The organism is Serratia ureilytica (assembly GCF_013375155.1).
Lineage (GTDB): Bacteria > Pseudomonadota > Gammaproteobacteria > Enterobacterales > Enterobacteriaceae > Serratia > Serratia ureilytica.
This window is the reverse complement of the sequence record NZ_JABXOF010000006.1, coordinates 307,568-327,470: the sequence shown is the minus strand read 5'-3', so window position 1 is coordinate 327,470 and position 19,903 is coordinate 307,568. Positions and strand designations below refer to the sequence as shown.

Annotated in this window: 10 protein-coding genes and 1 rRNA gene; 6 read left to right on the top strand and 5 right to left on the bottom strand. The window is 61.3% G+C overall.

Translation table 11 applies throughout. From position 1 onward, the window contains the following. Nucleotides 1-89 (top strand): 5S ribosomal RNA (gene rrf / locus HWW83_RS13705); the annotation flags it as partial. A 185-nt stretch (nucleotides 90-274) separates the two neighbouring features. Here the strand turns inward: rrf and actP are convergent. The 3 genes from actP to acs all read right to left on the bottom strand — a co-directional run bounded on the left by actP (nucleotide 275) and on the right by acs (nucleotide 4,285). Next, nucleotides 275-1,927, bottom strand: coding sequence for a cation/acetate symporter ActP (actP, locus tag HWW83_RS13700; protein WP_004930048.1), 1,653 nt, complete (start codon nucleotides 1,925-1,927; stop codon nucleotides 275-277). Beyond that, on the bottom strand, nucleotides 1,924-2,235 hold the full coding sequence (locus tag HWW83_RS13695) for a DUF485 domain-containing protein (RefSeq protein ID WP_004930047.1): 312 nt from the start codon (nucleotides 2,233-2,235) through the stop codon (nucleotides 1,924-1,926). Before HWW83_RS13695 ends, actP begins: the two co-directional genes overlap by 4 nt. A 91-nt stretch (nucleotides 2,236-2,326) precedes the next feature. Further along, entirely contained in the window at nucleotides 2,327-4,285 is a 1,959-nt protein-coding gene (gene acs / locus HWW83_RS13690; protein ID WP_033641574.1) for an acetate--CoA ligase, read from the bottom strand. A gap of 901 nt (nucleotides 4,286-5,186) precedes the next feature. Between acs and gltP the strand changes: the two genes are divergently transcribed. Beyond that, on the top strand, nucleotides 5,187-6,503 hold the full coding sequence (gene gltP, locus HWW83_RS13685; RefSeq protein ID WP_033641576.1) for a glutamate/aspartate:proton symporter GltP: 1,317 nt from the start codon (nucleotides 5,187-5,189) through the stop codon (nucleotides 6,501-6,503). A 275-nt stretch (nucleotides 6,504-6,778) separates the two neighbouring features. Continuing rightward, nucleotides 6,779-8,122, top strand: coding sequence for a condensation domain-containing protein (locus tag HWW83_RS13680; protein ID WP_176589365.1), 1,344 nt, complete (start codon nucleotides 6,779-6,781; stop codon nucleotides 8,120-8,122). A 42-nt stretch (nucleotides 8,123-8,164) separates the two neighbouring features. Here the strand turns inward: HWW83_RS13680 and HWW83_RS13675 are convergent, their stop codons facing one another. Then, nucleotides 8,165-11,260, bottom strand: coding sequence for an amino acid adenylation domain-containing protein (locus HWW83_RS13675; RefSeq protein WP_176589364.1), 3,096 nt, complete (start codon nucleotides 11,258-11,260; stop codon nucleotides 8,165-8,167). Nucleotides 11,261-11,324: 64 nt separating this feature from the next. Beyond that, a complete protein-coding gene (locus tag HWW83_RS13670) occupies nucleotides 11,325-12,935 on the bottom strand; it encodes a condensation domain-containing protein (protein WP_176589363.1) in 1,611 nt (536 codons plus the stop codon). Nucleotides 12,936-13,471: 536 nt separating this feature from the next. Here HWW83_RS13670 and HWW83_RS13665 point away from each other — a divergent pair. The 3 genes from HWW83_RS13665 to HWW83_RS13655 all read left to right on the top strand — a co-directional run bounded on the left by HWW83_RS13665 (nucleotide 13,472) and on the right by HWW83_RS13655 (nucleotide 19,833). Then, nucleotides 13,472-15,565, top strand: coding sequence for a TonB-dependent receptor (locus HWW83_RS13665; RefSeq protein WP_033641581.1), 2,094 nt, complete (start codon nucleotides 13,472-13,474; stop codon nucleotides 15,563-15,565). Between the two features lie 78 nt (nucleotides 15,566-15,643). Next, the gene (locus tag HWW83_RS13660) at nucleotides 15,644-18,553 is read left to right on the top strand and encodes a condensation domain-containing protein (RefSeq protein WP_060660060.1); all 2,910 of its coding nucleotides are present in this window, start codon (nucleotides 15,644-15,646) and stop codon (nucleotides 18,551-18,553) included. 47 nt (nucleotides 18,554-18,600) lie between these two features. Beyond that, entirely contained in the window at nucleotides 18,601-19,833 is a 1,233-nt protein-coding gene (locus tag HWW83_RS13655) for a YncE family protein (protein ID WP_033641583.1), read from the top strand. The last annotated feature ends 70 nt before the right edge of the window (nucleotides 19,834-19,903 follow it).

Sequence of the window (19,903 nt, the reverse complement as noted above, 5' to 3'; positions counted from 1 at the left end):
CCTGACCCCATGCCGAACTCAGAAGTGAAACGCCGTAGCGCCGATGGTAGTGTGGGGTCTCCCCATGCGAGAGTAGGACACTGCCAGGCATCAAACAAAGCCGAAAGCCCTGAACTGACGTTCAGGGCTTTTTGCTGTGCGTAAAACGCAAAAAAGCGCAGCTACGCTGCACTGCTTTCCCCTCCTTATTCTCCATTCTCCGTCAGCGAGCCAGAGAAAAGGCCCCGAAGGGCCTTTGATTAGGGTGTGTTTGCTTTTTTCACTTATTATTCGGTCAATGCGAGCTGCCCTGAGAAATGCCCAGCCCGGTTTGCGAACGAACAAACTGCGCCCGGAAGCGTTCCCGCTCTTGCTGCCCGGCCAGTGAGCTGTCGGTGATCGAGAACAGCCAGGTGCCGACAAAGGCCACGATCATCGAGAACAGCGCCGGGTATTCGTACGGGTAAATCGGTTTCTCATGGCCGAGGATCTGCACCCAGATCGTCGGGCCGAGGATCATCAGAATCACTGCCGTCAGCAGGCCTAACCAGCCGCCAATCATCGCGCCGCGGGTCGTCAAACGCGACCAGTACATCGACAGGATGATGATAGGGAAGTTACAGCTGGCGGCGATGGAGAACGCCAGCCCGACCATAAAGGCGATATTCTGCTTCTCGAACAAAATCCCCAGGGCAATGGCGACCAGGCCTAATACCACGACGGTGATCTTGGAGACCTTCAGCTCATCGCGCTCGGTCGCCTTGCCGTTTTTAATCACGCTGGCGTACAGATCGTGGGACACGGCCGAGGCGCCGGCCAGCGTCAGGCCTGCAACCACCGCCAGAATGGTGGCGAACGCCACCGCCGAGATAAAGCCGAGGAAGAAGTTGCCGCCAACGGCATTGGCCAGATGCACTGCCGCCATGTTGGTGCCGCCCAGCAACGCGCCGGTGGCATCTTTGAACGCCGGATTGGCGCTGACCAGCAGGATGGCGCCGAAGCCGATGATAAAGGTCAGAATATAGAAGTAACCGATAAAGCCGGTGGCGTAGAACACGCTCTTGCGCGCTTCCTTGGCGTCACTCACGGTGAAGAAACGCATCAAGATGTGCGGCAGACCGGCGGTGCCGAACATCAGCGCCAGGCCAAGCGACAGCGCGGAAATCGGATCGGACACCAGCCCGCCGGGGCTCATGATGGCGATGCCTTTCGGATGCACCTTCACCGCTTCGGCGAACAGGGTATTGAAGTCGAAGTTAACCGACTTCATCACCATCAGCGCCATAAAGCTGGCGCCGGCCAGCAGCAGCACCGCTTTGATGATCTGCACCCAGGTGGTGGCCAGCATGCCGCCGAACAGCACGTACAGCACCATCAGGATACCGACCAGGATCACCGCCACATGGTAGTTGAGCCCGAACAGCAGCTGGATCAGCTTGCCGGCGCCGACCATCTGCGCGATCAGATACAACGCCACCACCACCAACGAGCCGCAGGCCGAGAGGGTGCGGATCGGTTTCTGCTGCAGACGGTAAGAGGCGACATCGGCGAAGGTATAGCGGCCGAGATTGCGCAGGCGTTCCGCGATCAGGAACAGAATGATCGGCCAGCCGATGAGGAAGCCGATGGAGTAGATCAGGCCGTCATAGCCCGAGGTATAGACCAGTGCGGAGATGCCGAGGAACGAGGCGGCGGACATGAAGTCGCCGGCGATCGCCAGCCCGTTTTGCAGACCGGTGATGCGCCCGCCCGCGGTGTAGTAGTCCTGACGGGAACGGGTGCGTTTGGAGGCCCAATAGGTGATGTAGAGCGTGGCGCCGACAAACAGGATAAACATCACGATCGCCTGGATGTTCAGCGGCTGACGATGCACCTCGCCGCCAATGGCGTCGGCGCAGGCCAGGCCCGGCAGCAACAGCAGCGCGGCGGCGGACAATAAGCGCTTCATTGTTTCACCTCGCGCAGAATCTCTGCGGTGAGGCGATCGAATTCGCCGTTGGCGCGGAAGACATAGATCCCGGTCAAGACGAAAGAGATCACGATCAGCCCGACGCCGACCGGGATCCCGCGGGTAATGGTCGATCCGGCGGCGATCGGCGTGCCGAGCCATTGGGGATCGAAGGCGATCAACAAGATAAAGCCGACGTACAGCGCCAGCGTAATCAGCGAAAGCAGCCAGGCGAACCGGCCGCGTTTTCTCACCAGCTCTTTAAAGCGCGGGTTTTCTTCAATCCCTTGATAAATGGTGTCATTCATCAGAGTGTCTCCAGTAGGTATTGATAGAGTACGCCGCGCCAGGGCCGCTCAACGGCGCGTTATCCGAATGAGCGGCCTGAAGCGGCGTAAATTATGACGGCACTTTCATTGATTGTTTTTCTTCCAACAGCTTGTCGACTACAGCCGGATCCGCCAGCGTGGAGGTATCCCCCAGGTTGCTGGTGTCGCCGGCGGCAATTTTGCGCAGGATACGCCGCATGATCTTGCCGGAGCGCGTTTTGGGCAGCGAGTCTGTCCAGTGCAGCACGTCCGGCGTGGCGATCGGCCCTATCTCTTTGCGCACCCAGTTGCGCACTTCGGCATAGAGCTCCGGCGTCGGTTCTTCGCCGTGGTTCAGCGTGATATAGGCGTAGATCGCCTGGCCTTTGATGTTATGAGGAATGCCGACCACCGCCGCTTCGGCGATTTTCGGGTGAGATACCAGCGCGGACTCGATCTCGGCGGTGCCCAAACGGTGGCCGGAGACGTTCAGCACGTCATCGACGCGGCCGGTGATCCAGTAGTAACCGTCCTCGTCGCGGCGGGCGCCGTCGCCGCTGAAATACATGCCTTTGAAGGTCGAGAAGTAGGTTTGCTCGAAGCGGTCATGATCGCCGAACAGGGTGCGCGCCTGGCCCGGCCAGGAATCGACGATCACCAGGTTGCCTTCGCAGGCGCCTTCCTGCGGCGTGCCGACATTATCAACCAGCGCCGGCTGTACGCCGAAGAAAGGCCGCGTGGCGGAACCGGCCTTCAGCTCGGTGGCGCCCGGCAGCGGGGTAATCATGAAGCCGCCGGTTTCAGTTTGCCACCAGGTGTCGACGATCGGGCATTTGGCGTTGCCTATCTTGTTGTAGTACCACTCCCAGGCTTCCGGGTTGATCGGTTCGCCGACCGAGCCCATGATGCGCAGCGAATCGCGTCGGGTGCCTTCGATCGCCTTGTCGCCTTCGGCCATCAGGGCACGAATGGCGGTCGGCGCGGTATACAGAATGTTGACCTGGTGTTTGTCGATCACCTGAGACAGACGATTGACGCCCGGATAGTTAGGTACGCCTTCGAACATCAGCGTGGTGGCGCCGCAGGCCAGCGGGCCGTACAGCAGATAGCTGTGACCGGTGACCCAGCCGACGTCGGCGGTGCACCAGTAAATGTCGCCGTCGTGATAGTCGAACACATACTTAAAGGTCATCGCGGCGTACACCAGGTAGCCGCCAGTGGTGTGCAGCACGCCTTTTGGCTTGCCGGTCGAGCCGGAGGTGTACAGGATAAACAGCGGATCTTCCGCGTTCATTTCTTCCGGCGGGCAATCGGCGGAAACGCCCTGGGTCAGCTCATGCCACCACAGATCGCGCCCTTCCTGCCAGTAACCCGGTTTGCCGGTGCGCTGGAACACCACGACGTTGGCCACGCTGACCACGCCGGGGTTTTTCAGCGCATCGTCGACGTTCTTTTTCAGCGGCACGGCGCGGCCGGCGCGCAGGCCTTCATCGGCGGTGATCACCAGTTTGGCGTTGGAGTCGATAATGCGCCCGGCGACCGCTTCCGGTGAGAAGCCGCCGAAGATCACCGAATGTACGGCGCCGATGCGGGCGCAGGCCAGCATCGCGACCGCCGCTTCCGGCACCATCGGCATATAGATAGCCACCACGTCGCCTTTTTTCACGCCGAGCTTTTTCAGCACGTTGGCGAATTGGCAGACATCATGGTGCAGCTGTTTGTAGGTCACTTTCTTGGATTGGGTCGGGTCATCGCCTTCCCAGATAATGGCGGTCTGGTCGCCGCGCTCGGCCAAATGACGGTCCAGGCAGTTGGCCGCCAGGTTCAACGTGCCGTCTTCAAACCAACGGATGCTGACGTGGCCCGGATCGAACGAGGTGTTTTTGACTTTGGTATAGGGTTTGATCCAGTCCAGGATTTTGCCATGCTCACCCCAGAAAGCTTCTGGGTCTTGAACCGACTGTTGATAATACTGTTGGTATTGTGCCGGATTAATCAGGGCGCGTTCTGCAATTGCAGAAGGAATAGCGTGTTTATGCAGTTGGCTCATAGCTTTTCTCCTTGAAGTTGTTAATGATATGTCAACTGAAGGTTAAGTATAGTTTGCTACGATTCTTTGTTTCTTTTTTGCGCGGCAGATCACGCAACAAAGATATTGATTTGTAATAGTTCTGTCGTATTTGCAGTACGTATCTATCTATTTGGCGTTTAAATCATCATAAACCCGCTTTTTTAGCCAAAAACACTTATCTAAAGAACAAAAAAGAATAAACAAAGGCGAGGGTGTTTGCCTCGCGCTTAATAAGGGGGGGAGAGACCGACATTATTTCGCGCTATAAATCTTTTTTGATTATTTTTCGCTATTAATATTCGAAGTTGGTATTAACGCGATATAACGATGGACGGCACATCGTGAAATAACGTTCTATTAACGCTTAATTCCTGATGAAAACTCGGGAAATACCGTGTGGCATTCATCATGCCGAATTGTTCGATTTTTAATCGGAATATAAAACGGCGCTGCATTTATGGGTGAAAATGTCACTCGGTCAATTCCCATTTATTTGACTTTTGAGTAACAAAATATAAACATTTGATGCGGACTAAATATGCAGAATGGACGAAAAATAACGCATTTTAATCGCGTTCAAAAAAACGTCGCTGGCGCGGTTATGTGCTTCATTATATGAAAAATTATGTTTTTAATAACAAGCAATTATGCCATTTGAAATAGTTGCGCGAATTTTTTGTGATTCGATTCAGCGCTCAACCCTGACAAATCAAGGCTTGCAGAGCATGCCGCCCGGATGATACAGATTTATACTGCGTCGCACCCAGGGCAGGTGAACGCTTCCACTGAATTAACATAAGCCTGTAATAAATGATTAAGTATTCTTTTCGCCGTGTTGCGACTTTGTACGGCGCAAAGAGTCTTTGAGGACTTTTTGGGTATGAAAAGTGTAAAAATTAGCCTGGCTTGGCAAATCCTGATCGCGTTGGTGCTGGGTATTATTGTTGGCGCGGTATTGCACAACCAGACCGAATCTCGTGAGTGGCTGGTGAGCAATATTCTCAGCCCGGCGGGTGATATCTTTATTCGTCTGATTAAGATGATTGTGGTGCCGATCGTTATTTCCACGCTGATCGTCGGTATTGCCGGCGTGGGGGATGCGAAAAAGCTGGGCCGCATCGGATTGAAAACCATTATTTACTTCGAAGTGATCACCACGATCGCCATCGTGGTGGGGCTCACCTTGGCCAACGTCTTCCAACCGGGTCACGGCATCGATATGTCGACGCTGACCACGGTGGACATTTCGCAGTATGAGAAAACCACCGAACAGGTGCAAAGCGGTTCGCACAGCCTGGTGGCGACCATTCTGTCGCTGATCCCGTCGAACGTCTTCTCGTCGATGGCCAAGGGCGACATGCTGCCGATTATCTTCTTCTCGGTGCTGTTTGGTCTGGGGCTGTCGTCGTTGCCGAAAGAGACCAAAGAGCCGCTGCTGAAGGTCTTCAAGGCAGTGTCCGAGAGCATGTTCAAAGTCACCCACATGATCATGCGTTATGCGCCGATCGGGGTGTTTGGTCTGATTTCGGTCACGGTGGCGAACTTCGGTTTCGCTTCGCTGCTGCCGTTGGCCAAGCTGGTGGTGCTGGTGTACTTCGCCATCGCGTTCTTCGCCCTGGTGGTGCTGGGGGCGGTCGCTCGGCTGTGCAACCTGCGCATCTGGACGCTGATCCGCATCCTGAAAGACGAACTGATCCTGGCTTATTCCACCGCCAGTTCGGAAACGGTGCTGCCGCGCATCATCGAAAAGATGGAGGCTTACGGCGCGCCCAAGTCGATCACCAGTTTCGTGGTGCCGACCGGTTACTCCTTTAATTTGGATGGTTCGACGCTGTACCAGAGCATCGCCGCCATCTTTATCGCCCAGCTGTACGGCATTGAGCTATCGTTGGGGCAGGAGATCGTGCTGGTGCTGACGCTGATGGTGACCTCGAAAGGGATCGCCGGCGTGCCGGGTGTCTCGTTCGTGGTGCTGCTGGCGACGTTGGGCAGCGTCGGCATTCCGCTGGAAGGCCTGGCGTTTATCGCCGGCGTGGACCGTATCCTGGATATGGCGCGCACCGCGCTGAACGTCGTGGGCAACGCGCTGGCGGTACTGGTTATCGCCAAGTGGGAGCACCAGTTCGATCGCAAGAAGGCGCTGGCCTACGAAACGGAGTTCCTGGCGCAGAAGGTGAAGCCGGCCAATCAAGGCTAATCACCGGCTAGCGGGATATGAAAACCGCCCCGGGCATCCGTGCCCGGGGCGTTTTGTTTTTATGCCCTTTCAGCCTGCCACTTTCTTTTCTCTGCCCCCGCTGCGTCGCTTGCATCCCCGCTTAACAGAATCTAAAGTGTTACCAAATTATTGGAAATGATAATAGATGTTATTATCATTTTCATTTGATGATGTATGGAGACACACAAAAGCCGTTGAACGGCGGGGTATCGCCCGTTCGGCGCTTTTATTCAGGCTTATCAAAGGTAGGTAACATGTCGGACACCGCTTTGGCCTCTGAATGGTTGCCGCTGGCGCCAGCGCAGCTTGATTTCTGGGAAGAATACACCTTGCACCCTGGGCAGACCTTATCCACCGTCGCCCATTGCACCGAACTGTGCGGCGCAATAGAGGAAGCGGCGCTCTGCCGGGCGATCGCCACCACCCTCGCCGAGACGCAGGCGTTTGCCCTGCGCTTTGGCGAACGGCGTGGCGACCATCCTCCGTCGCTACGGCACGAGCCACAGCGCATACCGTCATTGCAACGTATCGATCTGCAAACGCATCGCGATCCCTGGCAGGCGGCGCAAAACCTGATGCACGAGGATATCGCGCAGCACCGGGCGCTGCACCGCGAACCGTTAGCCGCCGCCTGGCTGCTGAAGCTGGGACCGGAGCGTTACCTCTGGTACGTGCGTGCGCACCATATTCTGGTCGACGGTTTCGGCATGGCGCTAATCGAGCACCGCTGCGCCGCGCTCTATGCGCACTACCTCGGCCAGGGGAGCGCGGGCATCCCTTTGGGCGCCTTCGCCCCCTTTCAACAGGCCGAGTTGGCCTATGTCGATTCTGAACGCTGCGAGCGCGATCGGCGCTTTTGGCAGGCCTATCTGCCGCCGTCGCAGGCGCTGCCGACGGTGCGTAAGGGCGGCGGTGAGTATGGCGTGCGACGCCTGAGCGTCAACCGTCGGTTGCCGACAGAAGTCGCGCAACGTCTGGCGCAGCAGTCGGAATGCAGTGGCATCAATTGGCCCGACTTGCTGGTGGCGCTGTCGGCGGTCTGGCTGTTTCAGGTCATGCCGCGCCACGCCCGGCAGGGCGATGCGTTGCCGATGTGGATGCCGGCGATGAATCGCCGCGGGCAAGCCGCCACCAACGTCCCTTCGCTGGCGGTTAATACCCTGCCGCTGCTGGTATCGCCGGCGCCAATGGAGACGCTGGGGAGCTTTCTGACCACCCTGACGCAGCAGCTGCGCGAGCTGCGCAGCCACGCCGGCTATCGTCTGCGTCAACTGGCCGCCGATCGCGGCGTGGATCCGAACTCGCGCTTCTTTATTTCTCCCTTCATCAACGTGCAACCCTTCGATGCGCCCCGTTTTGTCGGCTGTCGCGGCGCCCGGCGCGTATTGGCCGGGGGCTCGGGCGACGGTTTCAACCTGACGTATCGCGGCCGCACCGACGCCCGCGATCTGCAGGTGGATATCGACATTTATCTGGAACAGTTCCCGATGGAGGATGCGCTGGACTATGGCGAGGCGCTGCAAGAATTTCTGCTGCGCGCGCTGCAGCGGGAAGCCTGGGAACAACCGCTCGCGGCCCTGACGGCATTGCCCGCCTGATAACCTGCGGGCGGGGGATATCCCCGCCCGAGTGATGTGGCTTCAGCTGGTCAGTAACGCCGCCACTTCGCGCGCATTCTTGCACGGCAAGAGCGCACTGCTCACCAGCCGGGTGCCGAAAGCGTCATTGAGGCGCTCCGCCACCTGTTTGATATGCGGCAGCTTCAGCCCCATGGCGATAAATGCCGTCTCTTCTCCCCATTCCGGGCGCGGCGTCACGCCGATCGCCTGCCAATAGATGGTCAGGATCTCTGCGCTGCGCGCCAAAGGCGCGTTCGGCGGCGGGGCTGCGCAGGCGTTCAGCGCCGGCGCGGTTTGCCGCTGGCTCAGGTCGGCGCGGATGCGATGGCGGTCGGTTTTGCCGTTGGCAGACAGCGGCAGCGCCTCGGCGTGGATAAAGCGCGTGGGAATATGGGTACAGGGCAGATAGCCGGTGGCGAAGGCGCGGATCTCGGACAGCGGCAGCGGCTTGCCGTCGCGGGTCAGATACAGGGCGCCGAGCGCCGCCTCGTTGTTCTCTCCGCTGGGATAATCCACCACCACCATATCCCGGATCGCCGGATGGCGGCGCAGCACGTCTTCGATTTCCGGCAGCGAGACGCGCACGCCGCGGATCTTCACATAGCCGTTCACCCGGGTGGCGAACATGATGTTGCCGTCCGGACGGTAATAGCCCTGATCGCCGGTACGGAAAGCGCGCAGCGGCTGCCCGTCCGGCCCTGCGAGGGTGACGAAGTCGTGCTGCTTCAGCTCCCCCTGCTCCAGGTAGCCCAACGCCAGGTTGACCCCGGCGGTATGGATGCGGCCGACCACGCCGGCCGGGCAGTGGCTGCCGTCGTCATGGCAGATGAAATAGCGGTTGGCCGGCAGCGGGCGGCCGTAAGGCACGGTGCCGCTCTCCTGCGGGGCGATCGGGTGCCAGATGCTCCAGATGGTGGTTTCGGTCGGCCCGCCGAGTGAGAACAGAGTGAGATCCGGGCGCAGAGTGCGCAGGGTTTGCACCGTCGCTGGCTTTATGTAGTCGCCACCCTGCGCCACCAAGCGCAGCGAGCGCAGGCTGTCGGCCGTTTTACAGGTGAGCAGCATCTCCAGAATGGCGGGCACCGAGCACCACAGGCTGACCCGATGTTTTTCCACCAACTGGTTCCAACTGATGGCGTCTTTTTCCTGATGCGGCGCCGGCAGTACCAGCGTGGCGCCGGCGCACAGCGAACCGAACAGATCGAACATCGACATGTCATGGTGCGGCGGCGTCACGGAAATAAAGACGTCGTCGGCGGTGACTCTCCAGCGCTGTTGGGTTTGGTGCACGACGTTGGCGGTAGCGCGGTTGTTGAGCACCACGCACTTGGGTTTACCGGTGGTGCCGGAGGTATACAGGTAATAGCTCGCGGCCTGGCTGGCGCTGCGTTCCGCCAACGCCTGTTCATCCGGCAGCGCGGGCGCGCGATCTGTCGGCGTCAGCAGGGTAGCCGGCGTCACGCCGATCGGCGTCTCCAGATCGCCGCCGTGCACCACCAGCGTCGGCCGGCAGTTCTCCAGCAGGTAGGCGGTGCGCTCCGGCGGCGAGTTGATGTCGATAGGCACCCAGATCACCCCCTGCAGGGCGCAGGCGAGGCTGAAGATGATCTGTTCCGGGCTGCGCGGCAAATACAGCGCCACCACGTTGCCCGGCTGTACGCCGCGGCTCTGCAGGTTGGCGATCGCCGTGGCGATCTGCTGACCCAGCTCGCGATAGGTCAGCGTCTGCTCGCCACAGATAAGCGCGTTGCCGCCGTTATGCGCGCCGAACAGCCGCTCGGTCAGCTGCGCCAGATAAGGATAAGGCGCGTAATTCGCTTCGCTGTCGTTGTGGCGGTAATGCGCCAGATCGATGAAATCTCGCGGGGCGATCGCCAGATCGGCGCGTTGGCAACTGTGCAGGATGCGCCGCTGCAAGGCCGCCAGTATGGCCGCTACCTGCTCGCCGTGCAGCGCCTGCTCGGCGTAATCCACGCACAGCTGCAGGTTTTTTTCGCTGTCCAGCGTCAGACGGATATCAATGGCGACCTGCGGCGTTTGGGTCAGGCCATCGTGGAAGCGCACCGGCGCCTCGGCCGGCAGCGTTTCCCAACCCAAACAGTTGGTCAGGATCACCGGCAGCGCCGGGCCGCCCTGGCTTTGGCCGAGCAACTGACGCGCCAGATCGACGCCGGAAAACGCCAGGTGATCGAGCGCGCCGAGCACATCGTCCTGCAAGGCTTGCGCGCGCTGGATAAAGTCTTCGCCGTAGCGCGAATAGCGCACCGCCACGAAGCTGGAGGCGTTGCCCAGCGCGCCGTCGGCGGCGGGGAACGCCACCGGCACCCCGACGCACAGCTCCCCGTCGGTGGTCCAGTGGGCCAGCGTATCAAGGATCAGCGCCGAGAGCAGGCTGTTGCGCAGCAGCGCATGCGGCGATCCCAGGCGGCCGAGTTGTTTGACCGTGTCGTGCGGCAGCGTCAGGGTGGCGCGGCGATAGCGTGATGCGGTGAGATTGGCGAGCGGGGCGCGCCACGGCAACGCCGACGGGGTGGTGACATCCTGCAGCTTCTCGCGCCAATAGGCGGCATCGGCCTGGCGTTGCGCCGCCGATGCCGCAGGGGGCGGCAGCGCGGCGGCGGTCGGCGTCAGAGGGCGATCGTCGAACAGGCGCGCGATCACGGCGGAGATCCCCTGGCCGTCGAGAATCAAGGCATCAAAGCTGGTAAAGATCAGCGTATCGTACGGCGATCCCGTCGGATCCTGCTGTTCGGCAAGTTGGATCACGGCGATGCGCCACAGCGGTTGGCTCGGATCGTGGCGCTGGTGGGAGTAACGCTCGCGCAGTTGTTCCGTCTGGCGCTGCGCCGCTTCGTCATCCAGCGAGCGCAGGTCGTGGCGATCCAGATGCAGCGTGATTTCCGGGCGCACGTGCTGCGTGCCGCGCTGCACATCGATGCAGGTGCGCAACGCCGGGTAGTGCTGTACCAGCTCGGCCAGGCGCGCTTCAAGGCGCGGCACATCCCGCTGCCGGGCGCGGTATTCGCGGAAGTCGTGCATCGCCACGCCGCCGAGCGGCCATCGATCGCTGCGGCCGAGAAGATAGGCCTGCTGCAGTGCGGTTAATGGTGTCTCCATGGTGCTTCCCTATAGTCGCTAACCGATTAAAACGTGCCGGACGTCGCGCGCCCGGAAACCGATCTCAGTGCTGCGGCGCCAGCGCGGCGAGCAGCGTTTTCGCATGCCGTCCTGCCTCGGGCGAGCGTTGGCAGATCAATGCCGCCAGCGCCGCCGGAGAGGGATGCGCCGCCAGATCCTGCACCGTCAGCGCCGCCGCCAGATACCTGTTGAGCACCGTTAGCAGCGCGTTCACCCCAGCATCCGGCAGGGCCAAGCGGTGGATATCGTCGTGGTCGTGCAAGCCGGCCTCGGGAGCCACCCGCTCCAGCAGCCGGTGCAGCACCTGGCGCACCGGCGCCTGCTGCGCCAGCGCGTCGGGGGTACACTGCGCCAGCAGTTGCGACAGCGGGCGATCGAACGCCCCCGCTTGCCGCGCGGCCAGGTGCAGCAGCGCCCGGTAACAGGCCAGCAGGCGTGGCAACACGTGCTCGGGAAACGCGTCCAGCCGCACGTCCCAGTTGATCAGAATGCCGTCGTCGACGTGGGCGACCTGCGCATCCAGCGCGACCTGCGGCCCCTGAGAGATGACCCAGCCGAGAGGGCCGAAGGTGTCGGCGACCCGTTCGGAAAACAGCGTCTTGCCGCGGATGCCGAAACCGGCGGTAAACACCACCGGCGAAGGCTGCAGGCTGCCGTGCAGGCGTGACAGATCGCGCATCACGCTGACGCCGGGATAATCCGCATGCTCGATCAGCTCCGCCAGCTGCGCCATCAGGCGTTGGCAGAAGGCGTTCAGGTTTTCCGTCGGGTTCAATTCCACGCCGAGCAATACCAGATTAGAGAAGTCGCCGACGAGGCGATGCGCGTCTTCCCGTTCGCTCTCGCGGTGGAACAGCGGCACGTTGAGCCGGAAGCGCGTCATGTTCCAACCCTGGCCGACGGCCAGCGCGAACAGCGCCAGAAATAGCGTCGAGAGGGAGGTGTGGTGCCGCTTGGCCACGCTCTCCAGCGCGCGGCTTTCTTCTGCATTCAACTGGATGGCCAAACGATCGCTGCGGCAGCGGTCCGGCGTGCGCAGCAGGCGCGGCGCCGGCGGCACCTGCGCCAGGCGAGCACGCCACCAACGCTGGCTGCGTTCGCGCCGCTGGTGCAGCGCCTCGTCGGCGTTGCGTCGTTCGAGGTGATCGAAGTAGGCCGGCGGCGCGTCATGGGAGGGCGCCGCCGGACACTGGTGATAAAACGCCGCCAGATCCTCCATCAGCAGGCGAAAGCTCATGGCATCGCCGGCGATCATGTCGAGATCGACGTGCAAGCGGCTGCGCCCTTCCGGCAGCAGGCTCAGGCTGATATCGCAGGGAACGCCCTGTTCCAGCGGCAGCAGCTGGGTGCTTTTCGCCTGGCGTTTGGCGGCGAGCGCGGCCGCCAGCGTCGCTTCATCGGCGTGTCGCCAGTCGTCGAGATGCAAGGTATGCCGGGGACTGGGGGGCGCGATCGTCTGTTGGCCATCGTCGGTAATGCGCAGGCGCAGCAGCGGATGATGCAGGTACAACATCTCTACGGCCTGGCGCAGACGAGCGGCATCCAGCTCGCCGCCGTCGAACTCCGCATACAGGTGGGCGGCCATGCCGCCCAGAGGGGGAGCGGACTGTCGGCCTACCCAATAGGCGGCCTGCATCGTGGTTAACGCTTTCATCGGGTATCCATTTTGATTAAGCCAACGAGACTGCAAGAATATATCCAAATGTTAATAGGAATGAAAATTATTATTATTTGATCCATTTGGCGCACGGGTGCTATCTATAAGGCGTTTTAGCAATACCGAGCAGAGAGGGCGTTGGGCGTGAATAATTTATCTATATTATTCTTAGCATTGAAATGATTGCTTGTTATTACAGCGCTCGTTTTTCCTGCGAAAGTATAAGGGTTTCTGGCAGTTATCTTGTCAGGCCTCACACCTTTATTGATAATGATTTGCATTAGAAAATGCAAAATATTATCATTCTTAACATTATTTTACGTTTTTATACAAGCTGCCGGCCGGCTCCGCCGGCGGCTTGGCCGTGGACGGGGCCGCGCCCGTTCGGCCGCGAAAGACATGGGTTTGCCGCAGGGATAAGCAACAGCAAGGCCGGGAAGGCCGCAGCGTCATGATCTGTGTGAGTGTCGATGTAGGTTGTGTAAAAAAAAATCAAATTTTGTGCACCTCTGGGATGAAAGGAGAAGACATCTATGGGCAAGCATTTTGCGGCTCAACGGCATGAAAGCGTAGGAAACGGGGAAAAGGCGGGGTTGAAAGCCATTGGGGCATTTTCCTCCGTATTTTTAGGGGTTTGTTCACTGGCGATCGGTAACGTCAACGCGGCGGAAACGAAGAGCAACGAAACCTACCAGGACGCGGAAACGCTGCTGGTCACCGGTGAGAAGATCAAACGGTCCATTTTCGACACCGGCTCCAGCGTGCAGGTGTTCGACAGCAACCGCATCGCCTCGATGCCCGATGCGGTGCAGATCCCCGATCTGCTGCGCATGACCCCCAACGTGGTGGATCTGGGCATCGGCAACGAACTGCCGACCGTGCGCGGCATCGACGGTTCCGGCCCGAACGTCGGCGCCAACGCTTTCCTTAGCGGCACCCGCCCGCGCCTCAATCTGTCATTGGACGGCCGTTCGCTGACTTATAACGAACAGGCGTTCGGTCCGCAGTCGCTGTGGGATCTGGATCGCGTCGAAGTGTTCCTCGGCCCGCAAAGCTACATCCAGGGGCGCAACGCCATCGCCGGCGCCATCGTCATGGCCAGTAAGGATCCGACCTTCGAGTGGGAAAGCGCCTTCAAGGGCGGGGCCGGCAACCAGCACTCTTCACAGTTGGCGGCCATGGCGTCCGGCCCGCTGGTGGAAGATCAGCTGGCGTTCCGCGTCAGCGTCGATCGCCAGCGCCGCCGCAGCGAAGCCGATCTGCCGGCCTATGCGCCGGTGGGCGATCCGCGCGAAGTGGAAGCCACCACCGCCCGCGCCAAGCTGTTGTTCAACCCGGCCGGCCTGCGCGATCTGACCACCAAGCTGACCTTCAACCACTTCGGCAGCACCGCGCCGCAGAACGAAAGCCTCAACCCGCAGCCACATCCGACCAATCCGCGCCACGATCCGCGCCGCGCCGTGTTCAAAAGCAACATGAACAGCACCATCTGGGATCTGGCCTGGGAGCAGTCCGACGCACTGACGTTGGAAAACCGCGTTATCTACACCGATTTCAACATCAACCGTCCGACCGCTTACAACATCCAATACGCCGAGATCGACGGCCAGGAAGTTCACGTGGAGCCGGTAGTGCGCTTCGGCGGCGCGGACAGCCGCCTGCACGGGCTGGCGGGGCTGCGTTACTTCCACGGCACGCAGGATGAGTTCGTCAACATCTTCGGCGGCTCGACCTTCAAGGATAAGACCGATACCCATTCGGCGTTCGCCGAGCTGACCTATGCGCTGACGCCGCAGGTGGACGTGACCGCCGCCAGCCGTCTGGAGCGCGAACATCGTCGCCGCGACGGCGGCAGCCAGGCGGTGCGCATCGATTTCGATGAAACCTACACCGTGTTTCTGCCGAAGCTGGACGTGGCCTGGAAACCGACGGATACCCAAACCTACGGCGCCAAGATCGCACGCGGCTATAACGCCGGCGGCGGCGGCATCACGATCGGCACGCCGGTGGTCAGCTACACCTACGGTTCCGAGTATGTCTGGAACTACGAGCTGTACACCCGCCATCACCTGAAAGACGCCAATGTGGTGCTGACGGGTAACATCTTCTACAACGATTACAAGGATATGCAGCTGCCGTACTCGCTGGGCGAGAACTCCAGCGTGATCCGCAACGCCGACAAGGTGGAAACCTACGGCGCGGAAATCGGCGCTACCTGGCAGCCGCGCTGGGATTTCGAACTGTTCGGCAACCTCGGCCTGTTGAAAACCGACATCAAGAAGTTCTCGGGCAGCGGCGTGGAAGGGCATGAGCTGGCGCGCGCGCCGGCTTACACCGCCAACATGGGCGCCAAATATCAGTTCCTGAAAGGGTGGGAGCTGAGCAGCAATGTGGCGTTTACCGACTCCTACTATTCGCAATACGACAACGACTCGCGCGGGCGCATCGGCTCCTATTGGACGGCCAACGCCCAGCTGGCTTACACCTTCGACTACGGTCGCGCCACGCTGTATGCGAAAAACCTGTTTGATTCCGACCGCCGCGAGATGGTCAGAAGCAATGACATTTACACGGCGACGCTCCAGCGAGGCCGCCTGGTCGGCGCAGCGGTTGAGCTGACTTTCTAACGCTATCGCGGTGACGGGGGACGAATGTCCCCCGTTTTATGCGCTATCCCGGCACGGCCGGGCAAAGGAGATAACGCAGTGATCGGTGATTTTGACAGCATTCTGAGCGATGAAGAGGCCCAGCGGCTGGAGAGCGCGTTTCAGGCGCTGGGCGCGGGGGCGGCGAACGGCGAGCGGCCGGTAAGCGAAGCCGAAGAACGGGCATGGTTTGCCCATCTGCAGCAGGGTGACGCGCGCGGGCAGCGGGCGCTGGCCTGGCGCCTGACGGGAGAGGTGGATATCGCCCAACTGACGGCGGCGCTGCAGGCGCTGGTGCGGGAAACGCCGGGCGTGAACGTGCATTACGTTTTTGATGACGAAAACGGTCTGATTAAACGCGCCGCCGATTCGGCGCCGTTGTCGGTGAGCCTGCGTCAGGTGGCGGATGAACAACACGCCATGGATTGCCTGCTCCAGGCGCAGGCGGCGCCGTTTGAACTGGAAAGCGAAGCGCCGCTGCGCTTCCTGCTGTTGCTCACGCCGGGCGGTGACGTGATGTTGGGCGCGGTCTTGCATGACATCCTGGCGGAAACGCTGCCGTGGCGCCACCTGCCGGCGATGTTGTCCGCCCGTTATAACGGAGATGCGATGCCTCTGCCTTTCGCGGCGGAGCCGGTCGAGCCGCCGGAAATCCCTGAGCCACAGCTGCCCTGGGCGCGCCAGGCGGTTTCGCTGCAGGATTACCGCAGCCCGGCGCAGCGTGCTGAAGCCTTGCCGTCGGTGGGCGCGCGCGTGGTCACGCGCATTGCGCGCTCGCTGTTGCCCGCCAACGACACGCCGCGGGCCTTGCTGGCGGCGGTGGCGGCGCGGTTTGCCGAGTTCGTCGCCGCGCAGGCCGGTGGCCAAGCGGTCCAGCTGTGCGTGCCGGCCGCAGAAACGGCGGAGTGCGTCGGTCTGGAGCTGGGCCTGACGGCGGCGCCGCTGATGCGCCTGACCGTGCAGCATGGCGAGGGCGACATCGGGCAGCGGCTGCTGGCGCAGGCCGTGGCTGAACAGCCGGATCCGCAACGGGCGCAGCTGCTGGTGGCCTGGCGCGACGAGCTGGCCGCAGAGTGGCGGCTGGAAGGCGTTCATGCCGAGCGCCTGTTGCTGCCGCCGCTGCATACGCCGTTTGAACTGGCGCTGCTGCTGGGCTTGCCCGAGGCGGAAGCGCTGACGCTGGAGCTGGTCACCGACCCGCGCCTGTCTCCGCACGCGGCGCCTTTCCTGCTGGAGCAGTTCAGCGCTTTCCTGGCCGGGCAGCGAATTGCCGTCGCATTGCCGGTGGCTGAGTCCGCTTCCCCGGCGATGGCCGCGCCGGTGGCGAACGGCGACGCCGACGAAAGCGTTGCGCCGCTGATTTTGCAGGAGTTCCGTGAGGCGCTGGTGGCCCCGGAAATGACCCTGGATGAAGACTTCTTCGATCGCGGCGGCCATTCGCTGGTCGCTACCCGGGTGATTGGCCGCTTGCTGAGCCTGCATCAGATCGAAATCAACATTAACGATCTGTTCAGCCATCCGACGGCGCGCGGGCTGGCGGGCTACGCCAAACGCCTGAACGTCGCGCAGCCGAATGCCTCGGTAGCCATCGCTGACGATCATGATCGGGCGCAGGCGCCGCTGTCGCTGGCGCAGGAATCGCTGTGGAAGGTGTATGAAGCCTTCGGCCATGACGAGATTTTCAACCTGCCGTTCTCTCTGCGCTTCTTCGATGCGGTGGACGAAACGGCGCTGCACCAGGCGTTTATCGACGTCATGACTCGCCATACCGTGCTGCGTTCACGCTTTGTCGAGCAGCAGGGGGAGGTGGTACAGGTGGTGGTGCCGGCCGCAGAACTGCCGGATTATCAGTGGTTCCGCTTCTCTCACGAGACGCCAGCGGGTAATGCCGCCGCCCTGTTGGCCGACGCCGGCCAGCACCGGTTCGATCTGGCCGCCGAGCTGCCGCTGCGCGCCACGCTGCTGCGCGATGCGGACAACGGCCAACAGCTGCTGTCGTTGCTGTTCCACCATGTGGTGCTGGATGAATGGTCGCTCAACCTGATGATGGACGAGTTGGGCATCGCCTATCGCCATCGCGTCGTCGGCCAGGCGCCGCAGTGGAGCGGGCAGCCGCCGCAGTTCCACACTTTCGCCCGGCAGCAGCGGGCCTCCGGGGTGCAGCAGCAACATCTGGACTACTGGCTCGATGCGCTGCGCGGCGCGCCGGTCGGCCAGCCGATCTTCCGGCAAGAAGCGTCCACCCATCCGGCGGTGCCGGCACCGGCGGACGTCAACGGCGGCTGGCTGGAGTTCGAGGTCGATCCTGCCGTGGCGGAAGGCTTGTATCAGCTTGCCCGCCGCAACAACGCGTCGCTGTTCAACGTGGTGTATGCCGGGATTACCTCGGCGCTGCGTCTGCTGGGCGGCCCGGCGGATCTGCTGGTGGGCACCTCAACCTCTGGCCGTAACGACGCCGAGTTCTTCGATACCGTCGGCTATTTCACCACCGTGGTGGTGCACCGCGTGCGCTTTGACGAAGGGCTGACGGTGGCCGGGTTGGTCAGCCAGGTGAAAAACACCATCAATGGCTCGCTGCCGTACACCGACATTCCGATCGATCTGGTGGAAGAAGGGCTGTTCGGCGTGGACGCCGACCGCAAGAACCACATGTTCGAAGTGTTCATCCAGATCCACAGCCGCATCAAGCTGAACGGCGAGTTCCGGCTGCAGGACGGCAGTGCGATCGCCTACCGTCAGGTGGAGCCGGAGAAAGCCGAATCGCTGCTCGGCCTGCAGTTTGAGGTGATGGAAGACGATCTGGCCGGGAAGAAATCCCTGCGGGTGATGATGACCTACCGTCAGGACCACTACAGCCGGGAGCAGGCCACTCTGATCGCCGACGGCGTTCAGCATGTCTTTACCCAGTTTGCGCAGCACATCGCTGGTGATATCGCTCTGGCGGCGCTGCCGCCCGGGCCGCAGGCATGACGTTGTTTCACTCTAACCGAAAGCATGATTTTCAAGGAGATAAAAGGATGTCTGGAACCCTAGCAACCCCGCGCGCGTTACTGTCGCTGCTGGTGGCGGCCTCTCTGGTGGTCGCCGGCGCCGCGCAGGCGGACGATGCCGGCATCAAACCGCAGGACATCAAGCGCCAGGCGCTGTCGTCGGCGGTGGTGGAGATGGCCTACAGCACCTCGCAGCAGGCGCTGTTCGTCAGCGCGCCGGACTGGAAGGAAGAAGCGCGCTCCCGCGTGCTGCGGCTGGATCCCAACACCCTGGCGATCAAGGCGGAGATCCCGCTGAAGGTGAAAGGCTTCGGCGTGGCGCTGAACGATGCGGGCAACCGTTTGTACCTGACGCAGGCCTTCAACGGCGAAGTCGGGGTGGTGGACACCACCACCAACCATGCGCTCGACAGCATCAAGCTGCTGGATAAAGCGGTGCTGGAGCAGGCCTACAAGCAGGCGGGCATCAGCGGCAAGCGCCTGGATTTCCTGCTGGCGGAGCTGAAGAAGTTCAAGATCACTGAGGACTACCTGTACCGCATCCGCGAGATTAAATATGACGCGCAAAGCGGCCGCCTGTTCCTGCCGGGGCTGGGCTTCGGCGTCGACAGCGTGCTGTACGTGGTCGATACCAAGGCCGGCAAGCTGGAGAAAGTGATCCCGGGCTTCGGTTACAACGCGGTGGGCATCACGCTGGATGAGAAGGGCCGCAGAGTGTTCGTCTCCAACATGCAGGGGCAGGTGATCACCCTGAACGCCGACACGTTGGCGATCGCCGCCACGCACGAGGTGCAGGCCGATCAGTTGCTGAACCTGGTGTATGACCCGGCGAGCAACCGCCTGTTGGGCGTCGATCAGGGCATCGACCGCGACGACTACCGCAACCATCATCTGGGGCGCGACTACGTGAAGCGCAGCAGCGGCCACCGGGTGTTCGCGCTGGATGCGGACAGCGGCAAGGTGCTGGCCAGCGAACTGACGGATGAAGTGCCGATCGGTCTGCTGCTCGACGAGCGCAGCCAGCGGCTGTATGTCGCCAACCGCAAGGGCGTGCGCGTGGATCACGGCGCCGGGACGCTGACGGTGTTCGACGCCAAGACCCTCAAGCGCCTGCAAACCGTAGACCTGCCACCGCACCCTAACAGCCTGGCGTTGGATCCGAAAGGCGATGCGCTGTTCGTAACGGTGAAAAACGACGGCGCTGCCACCAAGGCCGGCAAAGCTGAAAGCGTGGTGCGCATTCAGCTACACACCAAATAACCGAATGGAAAGATAAAAAAAGGGCGCCGCGGCGCCCTTTCTCGTGGCTGACAAAGGAGGAAAAAGCGTG

Excerpts from the sequence above, each read along its gene's own strand:
- actP (WP_004930048.1), bottom strand. The coding sequence starts at position 1,927 with ATGAAGCGCTTATTGTCCGCCGCCGCGCTGCTGTTGCTGCCGGGCCTG.
- HWW83_RS13695 (WP_004930047.1), bottom strand. The coding sequence starts at position 2,235 with ATGAATGACACCATTTATCAAGGGATTGAAGAAAACCCGCGCTTTAAA.
- acs (WP_033641574.1), bottom strand. The coding sequence starts at position 4,285 with ATGAGCCAACTGCATAAACACGCTATTCCTTCTGCAATTGCAGAACGC.
- gltP (WP_033641576.1), top strand. The coding sequence starts at position 5,187 with ATGAAAAGTGTAAAAATTAGCCTGGCTTGGCAAATCCTGATCGCGTTG.
- HWW83_RS13680 (WP_176589365.1), top strand. The coding sequence starts at position 6,779 with ATGTCGGACACCGCTTTGGCCTCTGAATGGTTGCCGCTGGCGCCAGCG.
- HWW83_RS13675 (WP_176589364.1), bottom strand. The coding sequence starts at position 11,260 with ATGGAGACACCATTAACCGCACTGCAGCAGGCCTATCTTCTCGGCCGC.
- HWW83_RS13670 (WP_176589363.1), bottom strand. The coding sequence starts at position 12,935 with ATGAAAGCGTTAACCACGATGCAGGCCGCCTATTGGGTAGGCCGACAG.
- HWW83_RS13665 (WP_033641581.1), top strand. The coding sequence starts at position 13,472 with ATGGGCAAGCATTTTGCGGCTCAACGGCATGAAAGCGTAGGAAACGGG.
- HWW83_RS13655 (WP_033641583.1), top strand. The coding sequence starts at position 18,601 with ATGTCTGGAACCCTAGCAACCCCGCGCGCGTTACTGTCGCTGCTGGTG.